The 26,597-nt window shown below is 70.8% G+C and carries 14 protein-coding genes, 1 tRNA gene and 1 rRNA gene; 13 read left to right on the forward strand and 3 right to left on the reverse strand.

Annotated elements, in window-relative coordinates:
• The first annotated feature begins 40 nt into the window (after positions 1-40).
• From rrf to V4Y04_RS27310, 3 genes are all read left to right on the forward strand, one after another.
• Positions 41-157, forward strand: a 5S ribosomal RNA gene (gene rrf / locus V4Y04_RS27300).
• 115 nt (positions 158-272) lie between these two features.
• Positions 273-935, forward strand: a complete 663-nt coding sequence (locus V4Y04_RS27305) for a DegT/DnrJ/EryC1/StrS family aminotransferase (RefSeq protein WP_332433021.1) — start codon at positions 273-275, stop codon at positions 933-935.
• Positions 936-1,049: 114 nt separating this feature from the next.
• A tRNA-Thr gene (locus tag V4Y04_RS27310) sits at positions 1,050-1,122 on the forward strand.
• A gap of 75 nt (positions 1,123-1,197) precedes the next feature.
• Here the strand turns inward: V4Y04_RS27310 and V4Y04_RS27315 are convergent.
• Positions 1,198-3,951 (reverse strand): SpoIIE family protein phosphatase, encoded by a 2,754-nt coding sequence (locus tag V4Y04_RS27315; RefSeq protein WP_332430988.1) that lies wholly within the window; start codon positions 3,949-3,951, stop codon positions 1,198-1,200.
• Positions 3,952-4,408: 457 nt separating this feature from the next.
• Here V4Y04_RS27315 and V4Y04_RS27320 point away from each other — a divergent pair, with 457 nt between their 5' ends.
• From V4Y04_RS27320 to V4Y04_RS27365, 10 genes are all read left to right on the forward strand, one after another.
• Positions 4,409-9,886 (forward strand): HAMP domain-containing protein, encoded by a 5,478-nt coding sequence (locus V4Y04_RS27320; RefSeq protein WP_332430989.1) that lies wholly within the window; start codon positions 4,409-4,411, stop codon positions 9,884-9,886.
• Positions 9,887-10,220: 334 nt separating this feature from the next.
• On the forward strand, positions 10,221-10,898 hold the full coding sequence (locus tag V4Y04_RS27325; RefSeq protein ID WP_332430990.1) for a response regulator: 678 nt from the start codon (positions 10,221-10,223) through the stop codon (positions 10,896-10,898).
• Between the two features lie 144 nt (positions 10,899-11,042).
• Positions 11,043-13,799 (forward strand): DNA translocase FtsK, encoded by a 2,757-nt coding sequence (locus tag V4Y04_RS27330; protein WP_332430991.1) that lies wholly within the window; start codon positions 11,043-11,045, stop codon positions 13,797-13,799.
• A 252-nt stretch (positions 13,800-14,051) separates the two neighbouring features.
• Positions 14,052-14,912: a helix-turn-helix domain-containing protein gene (locus tag V4Y04_RS27335; RefSeq protein WP_332430992.1), complete on the forward strand. Its 861-nt coding sequence runs from the start codon at positions 14,052-14,054 to the stop codon at positions 14,910-14,912.
• Between the two features lie 99 nt (positions 14,913-15,011).
• The gene (gene rimO / locus V4Y04_RS27340; RefSeq protein WP_332430993.1) at positions 15,012-16,487 is read left to right on the forward strand and encodes a 30S ribosomal protein S12 methylthiotransferase RimO; all 1,476 of its coding nucleotides are present in this window, start codon (positions 15,012-15,014) and stop codon (positions 16,485-16,487) included.
• Positions 16,484-17,356, forward strand: coding sequence for a CDP-diacylglycerol--glycerol-3-phosphate 3-phosphatidyltransferase (gene pgsA / locus V4Y04_RS27345; RefSeq protein ID WP_332430994.1), 873 nt, complete (start codon positions 16,484-16,486; stop codon positions 17,354-17,356). The genes rimO and pgsA overlap by 4 nt, the downstream gene beginning before the upstream one ends.
• The gene (locus tag V4Y04_RS27350; RefSeq protein WP_332430995.1) at positions 17,353-17,898 is read left to right on the forward strand and encodes a CinA family protein; all 546 of its coding nucleotides are present in this window, start codon (positions 17,353-17,355) and stop codon (positions 17,896-17,898) included. The genes pgsA and V4Y04_RS27350 overlap by 4 nt, the downstream gene beginning before the upstream one ends.
• A 109-nt stretch (positions 17,899-18,007) precedes the next feature.
• Positions 18,008-18,388 (forward strand): helix-turn-helix domain-containing protein, encoded by a 381-nt coding sequence (locus tag V4Y04_RS27355; RefSeq protein WP_055570607.1) that lies wholly within the window; start codon positions 18,008-18,010, stop codon positions 18,386-18,388.
• Between the two features lie 188 nt (positions 18,389-18,576).
• Positions 18,577-19,047 (forward strand): Dps family protein, encoded by a 471-nt coding sequence (locus V4Y04_RS27360; RefSeq protein ID WP_332430997.1) that lies wholly within the window; start codon positions 18,577-18,579, stop codon positions 19,045-19,047.
• A 185-nt stretch (positions 19,048-19,232) separates the two neighbouring features.
• The gene (locus tag V4Y04_RS27365) at positions 19,233-19,550 is read left to right on the forward strand and encodes a hypothetical protein (RefSeq protein WP_332430998.1); all 318 of its coding nucleotides are present in this window, start codon (positions 19,233-19,235) and stop codon (positions 19,548-19,550) included.
• 1,082 nt (positions 19,551-20,632) lie between these two features.
• Here V4Y04_RS27365 and V4Y04_RS27370 read toward each other — a convergent pair.
• Positions 20,633-21,439, reverse strand: a complete 807-nt coding sequence (locus tag V4Y04_RS27370) for an Fpg/Nei family DNA glycosylase (RefSeq protein ID WP_332430999.1) — start codon at positions 21,437-21,439, stop codon at positions 20,633-20,635.
• Positions 21,440-21,540: 101 nt separating this feature from the next.
• A complete protein-coding gene (locus V4Y04_RS27375; protein ID WP_332431000.1) occupies positions 21,541-26,505 on the reverse strand; it encodes an ATP-dependent helicase in 4,965 nt (1,654 codons plus the stop codon).
• Positions 26,506-26,597 lie beyond the last annotated feature (92 nt).

The raw sequence follows: 26,597 nt of genomic DNA on the forward strand, positions 1-26,597 counted from the left end.
CGTACTTGGCGTGGTGCGGTTGTTGTCTGTTTCATAGTGTTTCGGTGGTCATAGCGTAGGGGAAACGCCCGGTTACATTCCGAACCCGGAAGCTAAGCCTTATTGCGCCGATGGTACTGCAGGGGGGACCCTGTGGGAGAGTAGGACGCCGCCGAACAATTCTTGAAAAGGGTTGGACCCCGAACTTCGGTTCGGGGTCCAACCCTTTTTTGTTCTGCTTCACTTGAAGTTCACATTGCACGACGAGCATCGTTCCCATGGGTACTGCTGCACTGCTCAGGGCCGCCGGTGTCGGAGTCGGTGACGAGGTGGTCGTGTCCGCCTTCGGAAACATGGAAGTTGCCGAAGCCGTCACTCTCGCAGGTGCGTTGCCGGTGTTCGCCGAGATAGACCCGGCGACCTACTGCCTCGCGCCGGCCGCTGTGGAAGCGGCCATCACCTCACGGACCGCGGCCGTCGTCGCCGTGCATCGCTTCGGCAGGAACGCCGACATCGCGCGGTTGCACGCTCTCGGACAGCGACACGGTCTGCTCGTGCTGGAGCGCGGGGAGTCCGAAGCCCCGTACGACGAGGTCGCCCGGCGCAGGGAGCGTGCCGCCTACCTCGATGCGAAGCTACGGGGTGTGCGGACACCCGACGGAGGCGACGGCCACACCTACCAGCAGTACGTCGTGCGAATCCCCGGAAACGGGCGACCCGACCGGGACGCCTTCGCACGAGCCGTGCGGGCCAAGGGAGTCGAGTGCAGGGTGCCGGTGAGGACGCCTGTGCACCGGCTGCCGGAGTTCCGGCGGTGCGTGTCCCTGCCCGAGACCGAACGGGCCGCCGACGAGACGCTCGCCCTGCCCGTGGACGCCTCGTTGACCAAGCGGGACATGCAGCGCGTCGCATCGGCGTGCAACGCGCTGGGCGGACTGCTGCAGCCGGCTGTGTGAACCGGGGGCGAGGGCCCGGGGCGAGAACCGGTCGAGGACCAGTGGTTGGGAGAACAGGGCTGCTCAGGGTATGATCTACTCCGTTGCCAGGCGGGAAACCGCAGACAGTGACAGGCCCCTATAGCTCAGTCGGTAGAGCGTCTCCATGGTAAGGAGAAGGTCAACGGTTCGATTCCGTTTGGGGGCTCCGGACAGAAAGGCCCCGCCCTCCTGGGCGGGGCCTTTCTCATGCCCGGATCTGCCCCGGCAGATCCGGCCCGGCTCAATCCTGGTGAAGTTCCGGGACGCGCATGGCGAGGATCGCCATGTCGTCCGAGGGGGCGTCGGAGGCGAAGCGTTCCACTGCGCGCATGATGCGGGCGGCGACCGCGCCGGCGGTCAGGCCCGTACAGGTCGTCAGGACGTCGGCGAGGCCGTCGTCGCCAAGCATGCGAGGGCCCTCACGGCGCTCGGTGACACCGTCGGTGACACACAGCAGGACGTCGCCCGGATCGAGCGTGACCGTCTGCTCGTACAGTTCCAGGTCCTCCAGGACGCCGAGGAGGGGCTGGGGATCGGCTGCCGGTTCGACGGTGCCGTCCTGGCGCAGACGCAGCGGCAGCGGGTGGCCGGCACACACCACCTTCAGGTCCGCGCTGCCGTCCTCCCGCGGGCGCAGCTCGCCGTAGAGCAGGGTGAGGAAGCGGCTGCGGGCGCCCTCGTCGAGGATGGCGGAGTTCAGGCGCTCGAGGACCGCAGGGCCGCTGAGGCCCTCGCGGGCCAGCAGTCTCAGTGCGTGCCGGGCCAGGCCGGTGACGGCCGCGGCGTTCGGGCCCGTACCGCAGACGTCGCCGATGGCGAAGCCGTAAGCGCCGTCGCTGATCGGGAACAGGTCGTAGAAGTCGCCGCCGACCTCGTTGCCCTCACCGGCCGCGCGGTAGATGACCTCGACCTCGACGCCGTCGATGTCGGGGAGCTCCGGCGGCAGGAGACTGCGCTGGAGGGCCTGGCTGATGGCCGTGCGCTCGGAGTAGAGGCGGGCGTTGTCCAGGGCCAGGGCGGCTCTGCGGGAGAGGTCCTCGGCGAGTTCCAGGATCTCCTGGCGGAAGTGTTCGTCGGTCGGCTTGCCGAGCGTCAGCATGCCGATGACGCGGTTACGGGCGACCAGCGGGAGGACCACCGTCTCGCCGCCGACCGCGGAGGCCGTGGTGAGGGTGGGACCGATGCCGGAGGTGACCTGGCCGCTCGGGCCGCTGGACAGGCCCAGGCTGCGCATGGACGAGCGCAGGGCCGCCTGATGGGCCACCTCGCCGGGCGCCGGCCAGACGCGGGCGCCGGGGGCGGGGACCGGGTCGGGCGGGGCGATCTTCGACAGCAGGGACTTGATGCCGTCGATGAGATCCTCGTCCTCGTGCAGCACGTAGGAGAGGTACGGCTCGGATGCCTGGTCGGCGATCGTGTAGACGGCGCACCAGGTAGCCAGGGTGGGGACGGTCATCTGGGCCATGAGAGCCAGGGTCTGGTCGCGGTCCAGGGTGCCGGCCAGCAGGTCGGACGCCTCGACGAGGAAACTCAGCGAGCCCCGGCGCAGTCGCTCCAGCTCGCCCAGTCGGGCCGACTCGACGGCCAGGGCGATGCGGTCGGCGGCGAACTGGAGGCGTAGCGCCTCCTCGTTGGAGTACCGGCCGGCTCCCTCCGCGGCGACGCCGAGGGAGCCGGTGAGGCGGCCCTCGACCTTGAGCGGGACCGTGACGACCGAGCGCATACCGGTGCCGTTGAGGAGCGGGACAGCGCCGGGCAGGGCGGAGAGGTCGTCGTGGACGGCCGGCATGCGGGCGGAGCCGTAGCGGCCGGAACCGGCCTCCACGGGGACGCGGGCGAAGCGCTGACGGGCGGAGGGCAGTCCGGTGGAGGCACGTACCTCGAGTTCCGTCTCGTCGTCGGTGGCGAGGAGCAGGAAGGCGGAGTCACCGTCGAGCATGTCGCGGGCGCGTTCCACCGTGCGCTGGAGGAGGCCGTCGAGGTCGTCCGGGGCGGGCGAGCCGATGAACACCTCGAAGGGGTCGGTGCTCTGGCTCTCGGAGGAGCCGGCCGAGTCGGCGGAGGGGCCTCGCAACGGGGTCTGCAGGACCGCCCGTTCGTGATCCCTGACGAGGAGGCACACGGTTGACGGATCGCCGTCCGTGTCGCGGACGCGGAGGTGTGAGGCATACACGGGGACCACCCGGCCGCTGGTGTCCCTTATGCCGTAGCTGCCTTCCCAGCGGGAGAGCCGGAGCGCCTCCGCGATGCCGGTACCGGTGCCGGGGGTGTGCGGCCAGGCGGCGAGATCGGTGAGCGGCTTGCCGATGACCTGGTCGTTCGTGTAGCCGAAGAGTTCCTCCGCGTCCTCGTTCCAGGAGGAGATCGCGCCGATCCGGTCGATCTGCACGACGGCGACGCGGACCCGGGCGTCGGCGATCGGGAGGAGTTCGGACGGCAGCGCCGGCCCGGCCGAGCGGGCCCCCACCGGGCGGTCGGGGACGTCGAGTTGGAACCAGACGGTTTTGTGGGCCGGGGTGTACTCGACGCCCCAGCGGCCGGCCAGGGCCGCGCAGAGCTGGAGGCCGCGCCCGCCTTCGCGGTCGGGGCTGCCCATGCCGGCGGCCGGTCCCTGGAGCGGGACCTCACGCTCCGGATACCGGTCGGTCACCTCGATCCGTACGCCCTCGTCGCAGCGCAGGCACAGCAGGTCGGCCCAGGTGCCGGCGTGGATCACGGCATTGGTCACGAGCTCACTGGTGAGGACCACGGCGTCGTCGATGATGTCGGCGAACCCCCATCCCTGGAGGGTGTCACGGACGAAGGAGCGGGCACTCGCGACCGAGCGCCCGACGGGCTCGAAGCTGGCGGCCGCGCGCGCGGTGATCACAGAACTCCTCGACCGGTTCTCGACGGGCATGCTCCCAGGGCCGACCGGCCCGTGCCGCTGGTGCGGCAGGCCGCTCGCCGGCCGAGGGTCCGGGGGTTGTTCCCCCGGGATCAGTCCGCTGGTCATGTGTGCGGCCGCCCTCCGATGCCCGCTCGTCTCCGTGCCACAGCCCGGACCGGACGGACCGGTGTGGCTGGACAGCCGGATGCAAGGTTACTTACCTTCGCGGTCGGAGCGGAGGCCGGTCCGCTGTGTTTCCGTCGGGAGGTGTCCGACGTCCGGAGGACGTGCGGACGGTGTGCGAAGCTGCCGAACTGTTATGGCCTGGTTCGGTGGGGGTGAAACACTGGGCAGGCCGGTTGTTGCGAAGGCCGGACAGGACGGGTGTCCTCACGGCCGGACGAGCGACGGTCCGGGCGGGCGGTGGCCCGGGGTAGAGCCCTGGCAGGCAGGGCAGGTATCGCAGTAGTAGACGCACCTGCACGAGTAAGCAGAGCGGGCAGAAGCAGACGGCAGTCACAGGTACACCGTGCGGTGGTACCCGAGTACAGCAGTAACGGTCGACCCCTGCGGGAGGGACACAGTGGAGTCTGGCGCAGCGACGCGGGGCACGAACACGCGCGCGAAAGGCGGACAGTCCCCTGGCAAGCAGGACAGGTCCCGGGGCGGGTCCACCATGGTGGACACCGCGGCCCTGAACCGGCTGATGGTCGCCCTGGTGGCGATGCGGGACGGGAATTTCCGCAAGCGGCTCACGGTGTCCGGCGACGGCGTGATGGCGGAGATCGCGGCGGTTTTCAACGAGGTGGCCGACCGCAATCTCCATCTGACGGGTGAGCTGGCGCGGGTGCGGCGCACGGTGGGGCGGGAGGGGAAACTCACCGAGCGCCTGGAGACGGGGGCCTGTGAGGGCTCCTGGTCCACCGCGATCGACAACTCGAACGCGCTGGTGGACGACCTGGTGCGGCCCGTCTCCGAGGTCAGCCGGGTGCTGTCGGCGGTGGCCGAGGGCGATCTGTCACCGCGGATGGAGCTGCGGGCGCAACTGGGCGACGGGCAGGGGCAGCCGCTGCGCGGCGAGTTCCTGAAGGTCGGGCGTACCGTCAACAATCTGGTCGACCAGTTGTCGACCTTCACCGACGAGGTCACACGGGTGGCCAGCGAGGTCGGTACCGAGGGCAAGCTGGGTGGTCAGGCCCGGGTGCGGGGCATGTCCGGTTCGTGGAAGGACCTCACGGACTCGGTCAACACCATGGCGGAGCGGCTGACGGCGCAGGTGCGCGATATCGCGCTGGTGACGACGGCGGTCGCCCGGGGAGATCTGTCGCGCAAGGTCACCGTGCATGTCGAAGGCGAGATGCTGGAGCTGAAGAACACCGTCAACACGATGGTGGACCAGCTCTTGGCGTTCTCCTCCGAGGTGACCCGTGTCGCGCGCGAGGTGGGCACCGAGGGCGCGCTGGGCGGGCAGGCGCAGGTGTCCGGAGTGGACGGCGTGTGGAAGGAGCTCACCGACTCCGTCAACACCATGGCCGGGAACCTGACGGCGCAGGTGCGCGGGATCGCGGAGGTGACGACCGCGGTCGCCAACGGTGATCTGTCGCGGAAGGTGACCGTTCCGGCGCGTGGCGAGGTCGCGCAGCTGGCCGAGACGATCAACCAGATGACCGAGACGCTGAAGATCTTCGCGGACGAGGTCACCCGGGTCGCCAACGAGGTCGGGGCCGAGGGCCAGTTGGGCGGCCAGGCGAACGTGCCCGGTGCCGCCGGTACCTGGAAGGACCTGACGGACTCCGTCAACACGGTGTTCCGGAACCTGACCACGCAGGTGCGGGACATCGCCGCGGTGACGACGGCGGTGGCCAACGGCGACCTGTCGCAGAAGGTCACCGTGGACGTGGCCGGCGAGATGCTGGAGCTGAAGAACACCGTCAACACGATGGTCGACCAGCTGTCCGCCTTCGGCGCCGAGGTCACCCGCGTGGCGCGCGAGATCGGTGTCGAGGGCGAACTGGGCGGCCAGGCGCAGGTGCCGGGGGCGGCGGGAACCTGGAAGGACCTCACCGACTCCGTCAACACCGCGTTCCGCAACCTCACCGGTCAGGTGAGGAACATCGCCCAGGTGACGACGGCGGTGGCCAACGGCGACCTGTCGCAGAAGGTCACCGTGGACGTGTCCGGCGAGATGCTCCAGCTGAAGAACACCGTGAACACGATGGTGGACCAGCTGTCGAGCTTCGCCGATCAGGTCACGCGTATGGCCCGGGACGTGGGTACGGAGGGCCGGCTGGGCGGTCAGGCCAGGGTGGACGGCGTATCGGGCACCTGGAAGGAACTCACCGACTCCGTCAACTCGATGGCGTCCAATCTGACCGGTCAGGTGCGCAACATCGCCCAGGTCACGACGGCGGTGGCCCGGGGCGACCTGTCGCAGAAGATCGACGTCGACGCGCGCGGGGAGATCCTCGAGCTCAAGAACACCATCAACACGATGGTGGACCAGCTGTCGTCGTTCGCCGACCAGGTCACGCGGGTGGCCCGCGAGGTGGGTACGGAGGGCCGGCTCGGCGGCCAGGCCCAGGTGCCCGGCGTCGCCGGCGTGTGGCGCGACCTCACCGACTCGGTGAACGGCATGGCCGGCAATCTCACCGCGCAGGTGCGCAACATCGCCCAGGTGGCGACCGCGGTGGCCCGGGGCGACCTGTCGCAGAAGATCACGGTGGACGCGCGCGGGGAGATCCTCGAGCTCAAGAACACGCTGAACACGATGGTGGACCAGCTGTCGTCGTTCGCCGAGGAGGTCACGCGGGTGGCCCGCGAGGTGGGTACGGAGGGGATTCTCGGCGGTCAGGCCGAGGTGCAGGGCGTCTCCGGCACCTGGAAGGACCTCACCCAGTCGGTGAACGGCATGGCGAACAATCTGACCCTCCAGGTCCGCAACATCGCCGAGGTCACCACCGCGGTCGCCAAGGGCGATCTGTCGAAGAAGATCACCGTCGACGCCAAGGGCGAGATCCTCGAACTCGTCACCACCGTCAACACGATGGTGGACCAGCTGTCGTCGTTCGCCGAGCAGGTGACCCGGGTGGCCCGCGAGGTGGGCACCGAGGGCATCCTGGGCGGGCAGGCGCACGTGCCCGGGGTCACGGGCATCTGGAAGGACCTGAGCGACAACGTCAACCTGATGGCCAAGAACCTGACCACGCAGGTGCGGAACATCTCCGAGGTCTCGGCCGCGGTCGCCAGCGGTGACCTGACGCGGCAGGTCACCATCGAGGCGCGCGGCGAGCTGGCGCAGCTCGCCGACACCATCAACATCATGGTGAGGACGCTGAGTTCGTTCGCCGAACAGGTCACCAAGGTGGCCCGCGAGGTGGGTACGGACGGCATCCTCGGCGGTCAGGCGCACGTACCGGGTGTGGCCGGTACGTGGAAGGACCTCACCGAGTCGGTGAACGGGATGGCGTCCAACCTGACCGGCCAGGTGCGCAACATCGCCATGGTGACCACGGCCATCGCCAAGGGTGACCTGACGAAGAAGATCGACATCGACGCGCGCGGGGAGATCCTCGAGCTGAAGACCACCATCAACACGATGGTGGACCAGCTGTCGTCGTTCGCCGAGGAGGTCACGCGCGTGGCCCGTGAGGTGGGCACGGAGGGGCAGCTCGGCGGGCAGGCCCGCGTGCGTGACGTCGACGGCACCTGGCGGGACCTGACCGAGTCCGTGAACGAGATGGCGGGGAACCTGACCCGCCAGGTGCGTGCCATCGCACGCGTGACGACCGCGGTGACCCGGGGAGACCTGAACCTGAAGATCGACGTGGACGCCTCCGGAGAGATCAAGGAACTCCAGGACTCCACCAACAAGATGATCACCAACCTGCGCGACACCACGATCGCCAACAAGGAGCAGGACTGGCTGAAGGGCAACCTGGCCCGTATCTCCGCGCTGATGCAGGGCCGCCGGGACCTGGAGGACGTGGCCTCGCTGATCATGAGCGAGCTGACACCGGTGGTCTCCGCACAGCACGGGGCGTTCTTCCTCTCGATGCCCCTGGTCGACGGGGAGGACGTGAGCGCCACCGACGACGACCAGTACGAGCTGCGCATGCTCGGGTCGTACGGCTACTCACTGGGCTCGATGCCGACGTCGTTCCGTCCCGGTGAAGGGCTCATCGGGACGGCCGCCCTGGAGAAGCGCACCATCCTGGTGGCGAACGCGCCCAGCGGCTACCTGAAGATCTCCTCGGGGCTGGGGGAGGCGCCGCCCGCCCAGGTGATCGTGCTTCCGGTGCTGTTCGAGGGGACCGTGCTGGGCGTCATCGAGCTGGCCTCGTTCACCCCGTTCACGCACATCCAGAAGGATTTCCTCAACCAGATCGCCGAGATGATCGCGACCAGCGTCAACACCATCTCGGTGAACACCAAGACGGAGTCGCTGCTGACGCAGTCGCAGGAGCTGACCGAGCAACTCCGGGAGCGCTCAGCCGAGTTGGAGCAGCGGCAGAAGGCACTTCAGGCATCCAATGCCGAACTGGAGGAGAAGGCGGAGCTGTTGGCCCGCCAGAACCGCGACATCGAGGTCAAGAACACCGAGATCGAGGAGGCGCGGCAGGTTCTGGAGGAGCGTGCCGAGCAACTCGCGGTCTCCATGCGCTACAAGAGCGAGTTCCTGGCCAACATGTCGCACGAGCTGCGCACCCCGCTCAACTCGCTGCTGATCCTGGCCAAGCTGCTCGCCGACAACCCCGAGGGGAATCTCTCCCCGAAGCAGGTCGAGTTCGCCGAGACCATCCACGGCGCCGGCTCCGACCTGCTGCAGCTGATCAACGACATCCTCGACCTGTCGAAGGTCGAGGCGGGCAAGATGGACGTCTCCCCGACGCGCATCGCGCTCGTCCAGCTCGTGGACTACGTGGAGGCCACCTTCCGTCCGCTGACCGCGGAGAAGGGCCTGGACCTGTCGGTGCGGGTCTCCCCGGAACTGCAGGCCACGCTGCACACCGACGAGCAGCGGCTGCTGCAGGTGCTGCGCAACCTGCTGTCCAACGCGGTGAAGTTCACCGACTCCGGGTCCGTCGAGCTGGTGATCCGGCCGGCCCGCGACGATGTTCCGCAGGCCATCAGGGAACAGCTGCTGGAGGCCGGTTCGCTGACCGACCTGGACGCCGGCCTGATCGCGTTCTCGGTGTCCGACACGGGCATCGGGATCGCCGCCAGCAAGATGCGGGTGATCTTCGAGGCGTTCAAGCAGGCGGACGGCACGACCAGTCGCAAGTACGGCGGCACGGGGCTCGGGCTGTCCATCTCCAGGGAGATCGCCCAACTGCTCGGCGGTGAGATCCACGCGCAGAGCGAGCCGGGCCGCGGTTCGACGTTCACGCTGTATCTCCCGTTGCATCCGAGTGAGTTGCCGCCGCACGGCTACCCGCAGTCCATGCCGGCCCTGGAGAGCGGCGGCACTGCCACGTCGGCCGATTCCTCCGGTGCGACGGTGGGGGCGCCGGCCGAGGTGACGTCGTACGGGGAGGACCGGAACGGCCCGGCCTCCCTGTTCCGGCGGCGCCGCAGGTCCCTGCCCGAGCTGGAGCAGCGGCCCGCGCCGCAGCAGCCGGAGCGGTGGCTGGGCACGCCGGCCGCGGAGCAGGATCCGGCGCCCCGGTCGCAGCGCGGTATCCGGTTCGGCGGGCAGAAGGTGCTGATCGTCGACGACGACATCCGCAATGTGTTCGCGCTGACCAGCGTCCTCGAACAGCACGGTCTGTCCGTGCTGTACGCGGAGAACGGCCGCGAGGGCATCGAGGTGCTGGAGCAGCACGACGATGTGGCGGTCGTCCTGATGGACATCATGATGCCCGAGATGGACGGATACGCGACGACGACGGCGATCCGTCGGATGCCGCAGTTCGCGGGGCTCCCGATCATCGCGCTCACCGCGAAGGCGATGAAGGGCGACCGGGAGAAGGCGATCGAGTCGGGAGCCTCCGACTACGTGACGAAGCCGGTCGACCCCGATCACCTGCTGTCGGTGATGCAGCAGTGGATGCGGGGGGTGTGACCGGGGCGCCCCGGGAGAGGGGGCGTGAGGGTGGTGACCCGGGGCGTGCGATGGTGGATGAGGGCTTCACCGTTCGCGTGGAGCTGCTGACGCGGTGTGCGTGAAGCCGTGTAGAGGTACGGGATTCGGGGAACCTTCTGGTCCCGCTCCGCGTTTCTGCTATGTGCACGGTGACATCACGGTGACAGGGTGTGGCGGTGAGCGGGGTGCGGCTACGATGACCGGCACAAGGACGGGCGGCGCAAGGGTGCCGTCCCCTGGGACGGCACCCGCCGGTGTCCACCCAGGACCTGCGGACAGGGGAGGCCCCAAGCCGGGGCGAGGAGGGCGGGCCATGGTCCAGAAGGCCAAGATCCTCCTGGTCGACGACCGGCCGGAGAATCTGCTGGCGCTGGAGGCGATCCTCTCGGCGCTCGATCAGACGCTGGTACGGGCATCGTCCGGGGAAGAAGCACTCAAGGCGCTGCTCACGGATGACTTCGCGGTCATCCTGCTGGACGTCCAGATGCCGGGCATGGACGGCTTCGAGACCGCGGCGCACATCAAGCGGCGGGAGCGGACGCGGGACATCCCGATCATCTTTCTCACCGCCATCAACCACGGCCCGCACCACACGTTCCGTGGGTACGCCGCGGGTGCGGTCGACTACATCTCCAAGCCGTTCGACCCGTGGGTGCTGCGCGCGAAGGTCTCGGTGTTCGTCGATCTGTACATGAAGAACTGCCAGCTGAGGGAGCAGGCGGCGCTGCTTCGGCTCCAGTTGGAGGGCGACGAGAAGGACGCCGGGGAGCAGAAGGAATCCGCCGGACTGCTCGCCGAACTCTCCGCGCGGCTCGCGGCCGTCGAGGAACAGGCCGAGGCCCTGTCCAAGCAGCTCAACGACGAATCGACCGACGCGGCCGCGGTGGCCACGGCGGCCCATCTGGAGCGCAAGCTCACGGGGTTGCGGCGGGCGCTGGACGCACTGGAACCGGGCACGGGCGGCCCGTCACCGGTGCCGTCGCAGAACTGACCGACGACGTACGGGCCTTGCGGCTCGTCCGGCACGGGTGCGGGCCGAACCCGCGTCAGTTCGACGCCTCCGCGGCAGCGACACGAACGGGTGAAGCGGCTGGCACGCGTGTCCATTGGCGTCTCCACCGGTAACCTCACCCCCATGGCCTCACGTCCCTCCGCAGCCAAGAAGCCACCCGCGAAGAAGGCGGCTGCTTCCGCGAAGGCTCCGGCGAAGAAGGCCGTTGCCAGGAAGCCGCCCGCGAAGAAGGCTCCGGCCAGGAAGGCCGCGGCGAAGAAGCCCGCGCCCCCACCGGCTCCCAGCCCGACCAGCGGCGTCTACCGGCTCGTACGCGCCCTGTGGCTGGGGCTGGCGCACGCCGTCGGAGCGGTCTTCCGGGGCATAGGGCAGGGCGCCAGGAACCTCGACCCCGCCCACCGCAAGGACGGCCTCGCGCTGCTCCTGCTCGGTATCGGACTCATCGTCGCCGCGGGTACCTGGGCCGACCTCAAGGGGCCCGTCGGTGACCTCGTGGAGATCCTGGTCGCCGGCGCGTTCGGCCGGCTCGACCTGCTGGTGCCGATCCTGGTCGCGGTCGTCGCGGTGCGCTTCATCCGGCACCCGGAGAAGCCGGAGGCCAACGGCCGCATCGTGATCGGCCTGTCCGCGCTCCTCATCGGTGTGCTCGGCCAGATCCACATCGCCTGCGGTTCGCCCGCCCGCAGCGACGGCATGCACGCGATAAGGGACGCCGGAGGCCTCATCGGCTGGGGCGCGGCCACGCCGCTGTCGTACACCATGACCGATGTGCTCGCCGTGCCCCTGCTGGTACTGCTCACCGTCTTCGGACTGCTGGTCGTGACGGCCACCCCGGTCAACGCCGTTCCGCAGCGGCTGCGGCTGCTCGGCATCAAGCTGGGACTCGTCCACGACCGTGAGCCGGAGGAGTTCGGCGAGGACGACGAGCGTTACGACGAGCAGTGGCGCGAGGCGTTGCCCGCGAGCCGCCGGGGACGTGGACGGGCGCCCCAGGAGCACGACCCCGACCTCGCGGAGCAGCAGGCGCTCTCCCGGCGCCGTGGCCGGCCGCGCAGGTCCGCGGTGCCCCAGCCCGACGCGAACCGGCCGATGGACGCCGTGGACGTGGCCGCCGCGGCGGCCGCCGCCCTCGACGGCGCCGTCCTGCACGGAATGCCTCCCTCACCGATCGTCGCCGACCTGACCCAGGGCGTACGCGCGGGCGACCGCGAGCCGACCACCCCGACACCGGTGCCGGCCGCCCGCCCCCAGCAGGACAAGCCGAGGCCGGGCGTCAGGCAGCACGCGCCGAAGCGGGGCGGGCAGGACCGGGAGCGGGCGGACTCCGGCGTCCTGGACCTCACCAAGACCCCGTCCGAGCCCCGCGACCTCCCCCCACGCGCGGAACAGCTCCAGTTGTCCGGCGACATCACCTACTCCCTGCCGGCCCTCGACCTCCTCACGCGCGGCGGCCCCGGCAAGTCGCGCAGCGCCGCCAACGACGCCGTCGTCGACTCGCTCACCACCGTCTTCACCGAGTTCAAGGTCGACGCCCGCGTCACCGGCTTCACACGCGGGCCCACGGTCACCCGCTACGAGGTGGAACTCGGCCCGGCCGTGAAGGTCGAGCGGATCACCGCGCTGACGAAGAACATCGCGTACGCCGTCGCCAGCGCCGACGTACGCATCATCAGCCCCATCCCCGGCAAGTCCGCGGTCGGCATCGAGATCCCCAACACCGACCGGGAGATGGTCAACCTCGGTGACGTACTGCGGCTCGCGGAGTCCGCCGAGGACGACGATCCGATGCTGGTCGCCTTCGGAAAGGACGTCGAGGGCGGCTACGTCATGCACTCGCTGGCGAAGATGCCGCACATGCTGGTCGCCGGCGCCACCGGCTCCGGCAAGTCGTCCTGCATCAACTGCCTGATCACGTCGATCATGATGCGGGCGACTCCGGAGGACGTCCGGATGATCCTGGTCGACCCCAAGCGTGTGGAGCTCACCGCCTACGAGGGCATCCCGCACCTGATCACGCCGATCATCACCAACCCCAAGCGGGCCGCGGAGGCCCTCCAGTGGGTCGTCCGGGAGATGGACCTCCGCTACGACGACCTGGCCGCCTACGGGTACCGGCACATCGACGACTTCAACCGCGCGGTGCGCGAGGGCAAGGCCAAGACGCCCGAGGGCAGCGAGCGGGAACTCCAGCCGTACCCGTACCTGCTGGTGATCGTCGACGAGCTGGCCGACCTGATGATGGTCGCCCCGCGGGACGTCGAGGACTCCATCGTGCGGATCACGCAGCTCGCGCGGGCGGCCGGCATCCACCTGGTGCTCGCCACGCAGCGGCCCTCGGTCGACGTCGTCACCGGTCTGATCAAGGCGAACGTGCCCTCCCGGCTCGCGTTCGCCACCTCCTCCCTCGCGGACTCGCGGGTCATCCTCGACCAGCCCGGTGCCGAGAAGCTGATCGGCAAGGGAGACGGCCTCTTCCTGCCGATGGGGGCGAACAAACCGACCCGTATGCAGGGCGCGTTCGTGACCGAGGAGGAGGTCGCCGTCGTCGTCCAGCACTGCAAGGACCAGATGACGCCCGTCTTCCGGGACGACGTCGTCGTCGGGACCAGGCAGAAGAAGGAGATCGACGAGGACATCGGCGACGACCTCGACCTGCTGTGCCAGGCGGCCGAACTGGTCGTCTCCACCCAGTTCGGTTCGACGTCCATGCTCCAGCGCAAGCTGCGCGTGGGCTTCGCGAAGGCGGGCCGGCTCATGGATCTCATGGAGTCCCGGAACATCGTCGGACCGAGCGAGGGGTCGAAGGCTCGTGACGTTCTGGTGAAGGCCGACGAACTGGATGGCGTGCTCGCCGTGATCCGGGGGGAGTCTGAAGGGTAGGCAGTGGAGACACGGTCGTCGCTCCGGCGCACCCAGGTGGCCGATCGTGACCCACCCGTAAGGGATCAGCGCGCAACCGTTTCCCCCGGTCGCACGTCAAGGTGAGGGAAACGGCAAGCAGCAGTGTCATCATCGGCATGTAGGGCCATTCCGATGGCGTACAAAGTCCGACCGCCCGGTTGCCCCACCCTTTTGTCACCCCCCTAGACTGAACCTCCAGCACAGGTGGCTAAACGCTCGAAAGGCGCCCCCGTGTCCATCGGCAACTCTCCTGAAGACGAGCGTCCGTTCGACGACGTATCCGACGTACCCGACGTGTCCGACGACGTCTCCGAGGGAGACCGCCCCTCCGTCGGGCATGCGCTGAAGCAGGCGCGCATCGCCGCCGGCCTCACCGTCGACGACGTCACCACCGCCACCCGGGTCCGTATCGCCATCGTGCACGCCATCGAGGCGGACAACTTCGAGCCCTGCGGCGGCGACGTCTACGCGCGCGGGCACATCCGAACCCTGGCCCGGGCCGTGCACCTCGACCCCGCCCCGCTGATCACCCGGTACGACACCGAGCACGGAGGCCGTCCGGCCCCCACCCCGGCCGCCCCCCTGTTCGAGGCGGAGCGCATCCGTCCCGAGCGGCGCGGGCCCAACTGGACCGCCGCCATGGTGGCCGCGATCGTCGCCGTCATCGGCTTCGTCGGGTTCACGATGGTCAACGGCGGCGACGGCGACAAGGCGAACGTCGCCGACGGCGACGCCACTGCGAGCGCGTCCGAATCGCCCACACCCAAGTCGCAGAAGACCACCGCCCCCGAGCCGGGGGCCTCCGACAGCGCCATCGCGGCCGCGCCGCAGGACAAGGTGATCGTCAAGGTGAGCGCCCCCGACGGGCGCAGCTGGATCTCCGCCAAGGACCACAGCGGCCGGCTGCTCTTCGACGGGCTGCTCGCGCAGGGCGACTCCAAGACCTTCGAGGACAGCTCGAAGATCAACCTCGTGCTCGGTGACGCCGGCGCGATCGACCTCTTCGTCAACGGCAAGAAGATCGAGGACGACTGGCAGCCGGGCGCCGTGGAGCGCCTGACCTACACCAAGGGCGATCCGCAGGCCGGATAGCGGGACGGCTTCCGGAAGAACACCGCGTCGACGGGGCCGGCCGGCCTCGGCCAACCCCGTCGACGGGGGGTGTCGGCGGGACGAAGTAGTCTTGAGCCCATGCCTGATCGCCGCACCGTCGCACTCGTCACCCTTGGCTGCGCCCGTAACGAGGTGGACTCGGAGGAGCTCGCAGGCCGTTTGGAGGCGGACGGCTGGCAGCTCGTGGAGGACGCCGAGGACGCGGACGTCGCCGTCGTGAACACCTGCGGTTTCGTCGAAGCCGCCAAGAAGGACTCCGTCGACGCCCTCCTGGAAGCCAACGACCTCAAGGGCCACGGAAGAACGCAGGCCGTGGTGGCGGTGGGCTGCATGGCCGAGCGGTACGGCAAGGAACTCGCCGAAGCGCTCCCCGAGGCCGACGGCGTGCTCGGCTTCGACGACTACACCGACATCTCGGACCGCCTCCAGACCATCCTGAACGGCGGCATCCACGCCTCCCACACTCCGCGTGACCGGCGCAAGCTGCTGCCGATCAGCCCCGCCGAGCGGCAGGAGTCCGCCGCGTCCGTCGCACTCCCGGGGCACGCTCCGGTGGACCTGCCCGAGGGCCTCGCCCCGGCCTCCGGCCCCCGCGCGCCCCTGCGGCGCCGGCTGGAGGGCACCCCGGTCGCCTCCGTGAAGCTCGCCTCCGGCTGCGACCGGCGCTGCTCCTTCTGCGCCATCCCGTCCTTCCGCGGCTCCTTCATCTCGCGCCGCCCGAGCGACGTGCTGGGCGAGACGCGATGGCTGGCCGAGCAGGGCGTGAAGGAGGTCATGCTGGTCTCCGAGAACAACACCTCCTACGGCAAGGACCTCGGCGACATCCGCCTCCTGGAGTCCCTGCTGCCCGAGCTCGCCGAGGTCGACGGCATCGAGCGGGTCCGCGTCAGCTACCTCCAGCCCGCCGAGATGCGCCCCGGCCTGATCGACGTGCTGACCTCCACACCCGGGGTCGTCCCGTACTTCGACCTGTCCTTCCAGCACTCCGCGCCCGACGTGCTGCGCGCGATGCGCCGCTTCGGCGACACGGACCGCTTCCTGGAGCTCCTCGACACCATCCGGAGCAAGGCGCCCGAGGCCGGTGTGCGCTCCAACTTCATCGTCGGCTTCCCCGGCGAGTCCGAGTCCGACCTCGCCGAGCTCGAGCGGTTCCTGACCCACGCGCGGCTGGACGCCATCGGTGTCTTCGGCTACTCCGACGAGGAGGGCACCGAAGCGGCGACGTACGAGCACAAGCTGGACGAGGACGTCGTGGCGGAGCGGCTGGCGCGGGTCTCCCGGATGGCCGAGGAACTCGTCTCGCAGCGCGCCGAGGAGCGGGTCGGCGAGACCGTGCACGTGCTGGTGGAATCCGTCGACGAGGAGGAGGGCGTGTACGGCCGTGCGGCGCACCAGGCTCCCGAGACCGACGGTCAGGTGCTGCTCACGAGCGGCACGGGTCTGCGTCCGGGCCGTATGGTCGAGGCGAAGGTCGTCGGCACGGAAGGTGTCGACCTGGTGGCCGAGCCGCTGTTCCAGGGTTCGCCCGCGCTGAGCGAGGAGGCGGGCAGATGACGGGTGTCCCGGCATCCGCGGCGGGAGGCCCCTCCGGCGCGAGGAGGGCGGCGGCGAGTCCGGCCGGCCGTTCACGGCCCGGCGGGACTCCGGACGGTGAAACACCCCGGACCCGGACCCCGGCTTCCGCAGGCGCGACCGGCGGGGCCGTGAGCGGCGTTCCGAGTGCTGTTCCCGGCAGCACGCCGCACAGTGTGTCCCACGACGTTTCGAACGGCGGCGGCCGTGACGGCGACGGGCATCCGGCACGGGGCAAGAAGATCGCGGCGGCGGCTGTCAACCAGGCCAGCGTATGGAACATCGCCAACCTGCTCACCATGCTCCGGCTGCTCCTCGTTCCGGCCTTCGTCGCCCTGATGCTGGCCGACGGGGGATACGACCCGGTCTGGCGCTCGTTCGCCTGGGCCGCTTTCGCCGTCGCCATGATCACCGACCTGTTCGACGGTCATCTGGCGCGCACCTACGACCTGGTCACCGATTTCGGAAAGATCGCCGATCCCATCGCCGACAAGGCGATCATGGGAGCGGCGCTGATCTGTCTGTCCGTGCTGGAAGATCTCCCCTGGTGGGTCACCGGAGTCATCCTCGGCAGGGAACTCGGCATCACGCTCCTGCGTTTTCTGGTCATTCGCTACGGCGTGATTCCGGCGAGCCGCGGGGGCAAGCTCAAGACCCTCACCCAGGGCATCGCCGTCGGCATGTACGTGCTGGCACTGACGGGGTGGCTGGCGACTCTGCGGTTCTGGGTGATGGCGGCGGCCGTGGTATTCACGGTCGTGACCGGACTCGACTATGTGAGACAGGCCATCGTGCTGCGCCGACAGGGAATCGCGGAGCGGAAGGCCGCGTTGGAAGAGACGCAAGCGTGAGCTCTCCGGCTGCCGAAGCGGTGCGACTACTCACCGTGAAGGGTGTGACGCTGGCCGTCGCGGAATCGCTGACCGGTGGTCTGGTGGCCGCGGAGATCACCTCCGTTCCCGGGTCGTCCAAGGTGTTCCGGGGTTCGGTCACGGCGTACGCCACCGAACTCAAGCATGAACTGCTGGGCGTCGACGCCACTCTGCTGGCGCGGAGCGGAGCGGTGGATCCGCAGGTGGCGGCGGAAATGGCGGCTGGTGTCCGCAAGGCACTGGGCGCGGACTGGGGGATCGCGACCACGGGCGTCGCCGGTCCGGATCCCCAGGACGGACAACCCGTCGGGACCGTTTACGTGGCCGTGCACGGGCCGGCGGCGGCGGTTTCGGGTTCTGCCGGTGGCGGAAAAGTGGAGCACCTGCGGTTGAACGGCGACCGGGCGGAAATTCGTATGGAGAGTGTACGCAGCGTACTCGCACTGCTTCTCGGGGAGCTTGCGGGCGAACAGACCGGGAATGAGCGGGCACAGAATACGGAACGGAACGGGGGGTTTTGATGCTTACAGCCCAGAGTGAACACGACATCGCTCCCCGCACGGCCGCAGCGCGAGGCGGTACGGTGGGGCGAGAAGGATCCCGATACACGGCCCGAGGAGGGAGCCACCGATGATTCTGCTCCGTCGCCTGCTGGGTGACGTGCTGCGTCGGCAGCGCCAGCGCCAGGGCCGTACTCTGCGCGAAGTCTCCTCGTCCGCCCGAGTCTCACTCGGCTATCTCTCCGAGGTGGAGCGGGGGCAGAAGGAGGCTTCCTCCGAGCTGCTCTCCGCGATCTGCGACGCGCTGGACGTACGGATGTCCGAGCTCATGCGGGAAGTGAGCGACGAGCTCGCCCTCGCCGAGCTGGCCCGGTCGGCTGCAGCAACCCCCAGCGAACCCGTACCCGCGCCGGTTCGCCCGATGCTGGGTTCCGTCTCGGTGACCGGTGTGCCACCGGAACGGGTGACCATCAAGGCGCCCGCCGAAGCGGTGGACGTCGTCGCCGCCTGACGCGGTGTGACAGGCCCCGGCCGGGGTTCTTCCGGGAGATCCGGAGGGGCGTCGCCGGGGTTTTCGCTTGCCCGCGTTCCGAGGGCGCGCCTTCCCGGCCCCGCGTGTGTGCGTTTGCCGGTCCGAAGCATGACCGCCATGGTTGAGGGAACGAGGGACGATGCGGGGGATCAGCCACGGAGGTGCGGATGTACGTCGTGAAGAGCCCATTGTCCGACGAGAACCTGAAGACTGTGTCCGAGGCGCTCCAGGGAGCCCTTGTCGACCTGGTGGACCTCAGCCTGGTGGCGAAGCAGATCCACTGGAACGTGGTCGGGCAGCGCTTCCGTTCCGTTCACCTGCAGCTCGACGAGGTGGTGGCCCTCGCGCGAACGCACACCGACACCGTGGCGGAGCGCGCCGCGGCGCTGGGTGTTTCCCCCGACGGGCGCGCCGCGACGGTGGCCGTCGGCAGCGGCATCGGGGTGACCCCTGAGGGCTGGGTCGACGACACGGCCGCGGTGAGTGCCATGGTGGACGCACTGGGCGCGGTGATCGCGCGGATGCGCGAGAGGGTCGACACGACAGGTGAGGCGGATCCGGTGAGCCAGGACCTCCTCATCGCGGTGACGGGGGATCTCGAGAAGCAGCATTGGATGTTCCAGGCCGAGAACGGGTGACGTGGACCCGGGCGCTGCCCTGAGCGGCAGCGAGCCGGGCCGGACCCGGGTGCGCGTGCGCTACGCGGGCGCCGTGGGAGCACAGGCGCGGCGAGCGGCGCGGGGCATGGTGCGCCCGTGTGCCGTCGGTGCGCCCTGGTCGCCCGGATGAGTGGCCTCATGGCGTCCGGCCGGAGGGGGAGGCCATGAGTGCGCGGGCGGTTCGCCGGGGTGCTCGGGGCGCTGTGCTGGGACTCGGGATCCTGTGGTGGTGGGCCGTGGCGAGGCTGCTGCTCGTCCCCGACGCCGGAGTGCTGGAGGCAGCGGTCGCGGCCGGCGGCTGGGGGCTGAGCCTGCTGCCGGTGCACTGCATGCCGAAGGGCCGCGCGGAGGGTGCCCTTGCGGACGGACGGTGGCGGTGGGCCCGGGAAGCGGGCGCCGGCACCTCGGAGGCGGTCACTTCTCGGGGGGCCGTCACCACGGCATCGCCAGGTCCCCGTTCGGGCGGAGAATCCGGCCCGTGATGAAGGCCTCCGCGTCCACGTCCCGGTGCAGGACGGTCCGTGCGATGTTCTCCGGCCCGCCGATCAGCCCGGGGGAGGACAGCCGGGACGCCGGGTCGGCACGGCCTCGGTGCGGGGCTGCCCCTCGCCGCCGTGGGCCCCCGGGCCATGGGTGTGCGGGCCCGGGCCGGAGCCGCCGGTCTCCACGGTGCCCGGGGCCATGGTGACAGATACTGCCGCCGGAGATCATCAGGCGGGCCGTCGGCCGGCAGACGCAGCACTCCCTCGAAGTTCACGTCCGGCACGCGGCCGAGGCCCTCGTCAGGGTCTCGAGGACGAGGATGCCGCGCATGAACCGTTCCTCCGGGCTGAGCAGGGGTGGGTCTGCTCGGCCGCACGCCCCGAACGGTCCTGGACTTCCCCGCTGCCTCAAGGGCGTGGGAGGTGCTCCCAGGTCTCCGGCGTGCTCGGTCCCGGGGCGGTGACACGCATCCGGTGCGTGGTCCGGGCCCGGGAGGCCTCCGCGGCCGGAGGTCGCTGAATGACACTGCCCCGCGCGATCCGGCCACATGGGTACGGCCAAGGCGACGGGGAGGCCCCGAACCATCACTCCGGTGGAGCAGGGGCCCCGTTCACCGGCGCCGTACCCGGCGTCCGGATCGCACGATCACGCTGACCCGGACGGCCCACGACACCGCAAGCCCGGAAGCCGACCCTCACACGAACGAGTCACACCGCCCTTGTACAGGTTCGACGGCAAGCGGCTGACAACCCCTGAACCCTTGAACCTTTGATTCCCGCGATCGCGGTCGGCACGTCCGTGCGATCGCAGACGGCGACCGCACGGACCACCCGGACACGGCCGGTGCCGTTCGCCGCCGAGATACGGGCCGCCGTCTCGTGCGGGTTCTCGTGTCGTGGTCCGCGCAGCGCACTGTGGGCTCCGCCCCTCCCCGCTTGGGTCGGCAGCAGCGCGCAGGCACGGCCGGTGGCCACTGGTGGCACCGGTGGCGAAGGGGGTGCGGCCGGTGAGACCGGACGGCGCGAGGGGATGGTGGACGTAGGAGGAGACCTGACGGGCCACCACTTGACGGGTCGCCGGTTCAGGAGCCGGGGACCGGGGCCGGGCCATGCTGGCAGGCGGGGCACCAGTAGGTGGGGCGGTCGCGGGAGCCGTCGCCCTGGTCGGCCCGGCGGACCGCGGTGCGGCAGCGCAGGCAGGGGCGGGCCGCGCGGCCGTAGACGAACAGGTTCTGGTCACGGCGTCCCGTGGTGCTGCGGATGGGGCGGTCGCGGTTGTGCTCCAGCAGTTTCTTCGCGAATCCGGGCAGCCGAGCGGCGTGTTCGGCGGGCAGTTCGCCGATGGGGAGCCAGGGCGTGACACCGAGCAGGAAGCAGAGCTCGCTCTTGTACACGTTGCCGATGCCGGCGAGATTGCGCTGGTCGAGGAGCGCCTCGCCGAGCGGGAGGGCCGGGTCGCTGAGCAGGTTGGCCATCGCCAGAGAGGGATCCCAGTCCGGGCCGAGGAGGTCGGGGCCGAGGTGGCCGACCACACGGTCCTCGTCGGTGGTGCGCAGGAGCTCGAGGACGGGCAGGCGGTAGCCGACGGCGGTGCGGTCGGCGTTGCCCAGGATCGCGCGGATCTGGTGGGCGGGGCCGCCGTTCCAGCGCTGCCCGTTCGCGTACACACGCCAGGAGCCGTCCATGCGCAGGTGCGAGTGCAGGGTCAGGCCGCCCTCGACACGGGTGAGGAGATGCTTGCCGCGCGGGGTGACGTCCAGGACGGTGCGGCCGGTGAGGTCGGCCGTGGCGAACCGGGGCACCCGCAGGTCGCTACGGGTCAGCACCGTGCTCGCGAGGGCGCTGTGCAGCCGCTTCGCGGCCTGCCGGACGGTGTCTCCTTCGGGCATGGGTCAAGGGTTGCATGCCCTTGTTCGGGGCCGGGGGAATGCGGTCGGACACTGTGGCCGGGACCGGCACCGGGACCGGGCCGGGGCGGGAAGGCCGTGCGTCAGGCGCGGAGACGCAGGCCTCTGGGGGTGGCGACGAAGCCCGCGGCCTCCAGGAGCGACCCGAGCGCGGAGGTCAGGGCCGAGGCACCGTTGACCCGCTCCACGGTGACCGTCCCGAGGGAACCCGCGCGGGCAGCGGCGGCGAGGGCCTCCGCCGCGGCGGGAAGGCAGGGGTCGTCGGCGGGCTCGCCGTCCGGGTCCGCGGGCCAGGCCAGCACCGTCTTGCCACCGCGCTCCACGTAGAGCGTCAGCTCACCGTCGACGAGAACCACCAGCGAGCCCGCTTTGCGCCCCGGTTTGTGCCCGGCACCCGAGGGGGGCTCGGACCAGCCCAGAGCCGCACCGTACGCGTTCGCGGGGTCGGCGGCGGCCAGGACGACGGCCCGCGGGGCGCGGTCCGGACCGGTGCGCCGGCCAGTGAAGGGGTCGTACGACGGGTGCGCTCCCTGCCGCCGGGGGCCGGGCGTCTGCGCGGCGAGGTCGCGCGGGGAGACGTAGTCGCCCGGCGACGGCCGCGGGTACGGTGCCCGGTCGGCGCCGTCCGGGAGGCGGGGGAATCCGTCGTGGCCGGGGGCGGGTTCGTGGGAGCCGTCGGAGGGCGGGGCGAAGCCGTGAAGGGCGAGGGGATCAGGACCGCCGGGGACGTCAGGGCCGACGCCGAAGGGCGCGCCCTCGAACGGGTCGTCCGGGCCGGCCCCGGGGAGGACGTCACCCCGTTCGCGGGCGCTGGCCGCCGCGCGGAGGCGGTCCACGGCGCCGTCCATGGCGAACTGGGCGGCCCCCAGGCCTTCCACCACATAGCCGCGACGGGCCTGTCCGGTCTCCTCGAAGGCCGACAGAACACGGTAGACCGCGGAGAATCCGCCCTCGACGCCCTCGGCGGCGACCGCGCCCCGGGTGACCACGCCGTGCCGGTCGAGCAGGGTCCGGGCCAGCGCGTGGGCGCGAACCGTGGGGTCGGTCTCCCGGTCCGGCAGCAGCGACCAGCGACCGGCGACCGTCGGAGGGCCGGTACGGGAAGTGCCGCGGGCGGCTGCCGTGAGTGAGCCGTAGCGTCCGCGCGGGGCCTGGCGCTTCGCGCGGTGGGCGGTGGAGCCCGCGGTGCGGCCCGAGCCCAGCAGCGAGCGCAGGGGAGCGAGCGTGTCGTTGGTCAGCCTGCCGGACCAGGCCAGGTCCCAGACGGCATCCGCCAGTTGAGGATCGGTGACCCCGGGGTGGGTGGTGGCGCGGACCTGGTCGGCGATCTGACGGAAGAACAGCCCGTAGCCGCCGGAGAGGGCGTCGAGGACCGACCGGTGCAGGGCGGTCGTCTCCAGGGGGTGTGGTGGCGGCAGCAGCAGCGGGGCCGTGTCCGCGAGGTGGAGGGAGACCCAGCCGTCCTTGCCCGGGAGGGAACCGGCGCCGGCCCACACCACCTCGCCGGTGGCCGTGAGCTCGTCCAGCATCGCGGGGGCGTAGTGCGTGACCCGGGAGGGCAGGACCAGCTTCTCCAGGGCGGACGCGGGCACGGACGCACCCTGCAACTGCTCGATCGCGCGCACCAGACCATCGACGCCGCGCAGCGTATGACCCTTGCCGATGTGCTGCCACTGGGGGAGGAACTGGGCGAGCGCGGCCGGCGGCACCGGTTCCAGCTCGTGCCGCAGGGCGGCCAGGGAACGGCGGCGCAGTCTGCGCAGCACGGCCGCGTCGCACCATTCCTGGCCGATCCCGGCCGGGTGGAACTCGCCCTGGACGACCCTGCCCGCCGCCGAGAGCCGCTGCAGGGCGCCCTCGGTGACCGCCACGCCCAGCCCGAAGCGGGCCGCGGCCGTGGCCGACGTGAACGGTCCGTGTGTGCGCGCGTACCGCGCGAGCAGATCGCCGAGCGGGTCCTTGACCGGTTCGGTGAACGCCTCCGGTACGCCGACCGGCAGCGCCGTGCCCAGCGCGTCGCGCAGCCGCCCGGCGTCCTCGATCGCCGCCCAATGCTCCGTGCCGGCGACACGGACCCGGATCGCGCGGCGTGCCGACGCCAGGTCCGCGGCCCATTGCGGCTCGGCGCCCCGCTCCGCCAGCTCGGCCCCGGTGAGCGGGCCGAGCACGCGCAGCAGGTCGGCGACGCCCTCCGCGTCCTTGACCCGCCGGTCCTCGGTGAGCCACTGCAGCTCACGCTCCAGCTCGGTCAGCACCTCGGCGTCGAGCAGCTCGCGCAGCTCCGCCTGACCGAGCAGCTCGGCCAGCATTCGTGAGTCCAGCGACAGGGCCGCCGCACGGCGCTCGGCGAGCGGGGAGTCGCCCTCGTACAGGAACTGGGCGACATATCCGAACAGCAGCGAGCGGGCGAAGGGAGACGGCTCGGGGGTGGTGACCTCGACGAGCCGCACCTTGCGTGACTCCAGGTCGCCCATCAGCTCGACGAGCCCGGGGACGTCGAAGACGTCCTGAAGACATTCGCGGACCGCCTCCAGGACGATCGGGAACGAGCCGAACTCGCCCGCCACCTGGAGCAGCTGGGACGCACGCTGACGCTGCTGCCACAACGGGGTGCGCTTACCGGGGCTGCGGCGCGGCAACAACAGCGCGCGGGCGGCGCACTCGCGGAAGCGGGACGCGAACAGCGCCGAGCCGCCCACCTGGTCGGTGACGACCTGGTCGACCTCCCCCTTGTCGAAGACGACGTCCGCGGCGCCCAGCGGTGCCTGGTCCGCGTCGTACCCGGTGCCCGCCCGCACCGGCTCCTGGTCGAGCAGGTCCAGGCCCATCAGGTCGGCGTCCGGCAGGCGCAGCACGATGCCGTCGTCGGCGTGCATCACCTGGGCGTCCATGCCGTACCGCTCCGAGAGACGGGCCCCGAGCGCCAGCGCCCACGGTGCGTGCACCTGGGCGCCGAACGGGGAGTGCACGACGACCCGCCAGTCGCCGAGTTCGTCACGGAAGCGCTCCACGACGACGGTGCGGTCGTCCGGGACATGGCCGCAGGCCCGGCGCTGCTCGTCAAGGTAGGACAGCACATTGTCCGCGGCCCAGGCGTCGAGCCCGGCGGCGAGAAGCCGCCCACGCGCCTCCTCCCGGGACAGCGAGCCGACCTCGCGCAGGAAGGCGCCCACCGCGCGGCCCAGCTCCAGCGGGCGGCCCAGCTGGTCCCCCTTCCAGAACGGGAGCCGGCCCGGTACGCCCGGGGCCGGGGAGACCAGCACCCGGTCGCGCGTGATGTCCTCGATGCGCCAGGTACTGGTGCCCAGTGTGAACACATCGCCGACGCGGGACTCGTAGACCATCTCCTCGTCGAGCTCACCGACCCGTCCGCCGCCCTTCTTGGGGTCGGAACCCGCGAGGAACACCCCGAACAGGCCCCGGTCGGGGATGGTGCCCCCGGAGGTGACGGCGAGCCGCTGCGCCCCCGGGCGTCCGGTGATCTCGCCCGTGACCCTGTCCCACACCACGCGCGGGCGCAGTTCCGCGAACGCGTCGGAGGGATAGCGCCCGGCGAGCATGTCCAGTACGGCTGTGAAAGCCGACTCGGGCAGTGAGGAGAAGGGCGCGGCCCGGCGGACCATCGCCAGCAGGTCGTCGAACCGCCAGGGGTCCATGGCCGTCATGGCGACGATCTGCTGGGCCAGGACGTCCAGCGGGTTCGCGGGAACGCGCAGCGACTCGATGGAGCCCGTCCGCATCCGCTCGGTGACCACGGCGGCCTGGACGAGGTCGCCCCGGTACTTCGGGAACACCACACCGGTGGAGACCGCCCCCACCTGGTGCCCCGCGCGGCCGACCCGCTGGAGCCCCGAGGCCACGGACGGCGGCGACTCCACCTGGACCACCAGGTCGACCGCGCCCATGTCGATACCCAGCTCAAGACTGGAGGTGGCCACCACCGCGGGCAGCCGGCCCGCCTTGAGGTCCTCCTCGACCTGGGCACGCTGCTCCTTGGACACCGAGCCGTGGTGCGCGCGGGCGATGACGGCGGGTGCGCCCTGGGCGGCTCCGGACCCGCCCATCAGTTCGGCGGGGGAGTGGTGTTCGTCCAGGGGCTCGCCGGTGGCCCGCTCGTAGGCGATCTCGTTGAGCCGGTTGCACAGTCGTTCCGCGAGGCGGCGGGAGTTCGCGAACACGATCGTCGAACGGTGGGACAGGACCAGATCGGTGATCCGCTCCTCGACGTGCGGCCAGATCGACGGGCGCTCCGCCGCCCCGGCCCCCTCGGAGGCGTCCGCCACCGGGGAGCCGCCCAGCTCGCCCAGGTCCTCGACCGGGACCACGACGGACAGGTCGAACTCCTTGCCCGCCTTGGGCTGGACGACCTCCACCTTGCCGCGCGGGGACAGGAAACGGGCGATCTCGTCGACCGGACGGACCGTCGCCGACAGGCCGATACGGCGGGCCGGCCGGGGCAGCAGTTCGTCCAGCCGCTCCAGGGACAGCCCCAGATGCGCCCCGCGCTTGGTACCGGCGACCGCGTGCACCTCGTCCAGGATCACCGTCTCGATGCCCGTCAGCGCGTCGCGCGCGGCCGACGTCAGCATCAGGAACAGGGACTCCGGGGTGGTGATCAGGATGTCGGGCGGGCGGGTGGACAGGGCCCGGCGCTCGGCGGGCGGGGTGTCGCCGGAGCGGATCCCGACCTTCACCTCGGGCTCGGGCAGCCCCAGACGCACGGACTCCTGGCGGATGCCGGTCAGCGGGCTGCGCAGATTGCGCTCGACATCGACAGCCAGGGCCTTGAGCGGGGAGACGTACAGGATGCGGCAGCGCTTGCGGTGGTCCGCGGGCGGGGGCGTGGCGGCCAGCTGGTCCAGGGCCGCGAGGAAGGCGGCCAGCGTCTTACCGGATCCGGTGGGGGCGACCACCAGCACGTCGGCGCCCTCCTGGAGGGCACGCCACGCGCCCGCCTGGGCCGCGGTGGGCTCGGAGAACGCCCCCGTGAACCAGCCGCGGGTCGCGGCGGAGAAGCCGTCCAGGGCCGGGTGCGGTGTACTGACCATGCGTCCATCGTGCACCCGGGCACTGACAACGGGGCCGAAGCGGGTGGGTGCCCGGGACCGGGTGGGTGCCCGGGACCGGGCGGGTGGCGCCC

Origin of the sequence: Streptomyces sp. P9-A2 (genome assembly GCF_036634175.1) — a bacterium.
Classification (GTDB): Bacteria; Actinomycetota; Actinomycetes; order Streptomycetales; family Streptomycetaceae; genus Streptomyces; species Streptomyces pratens.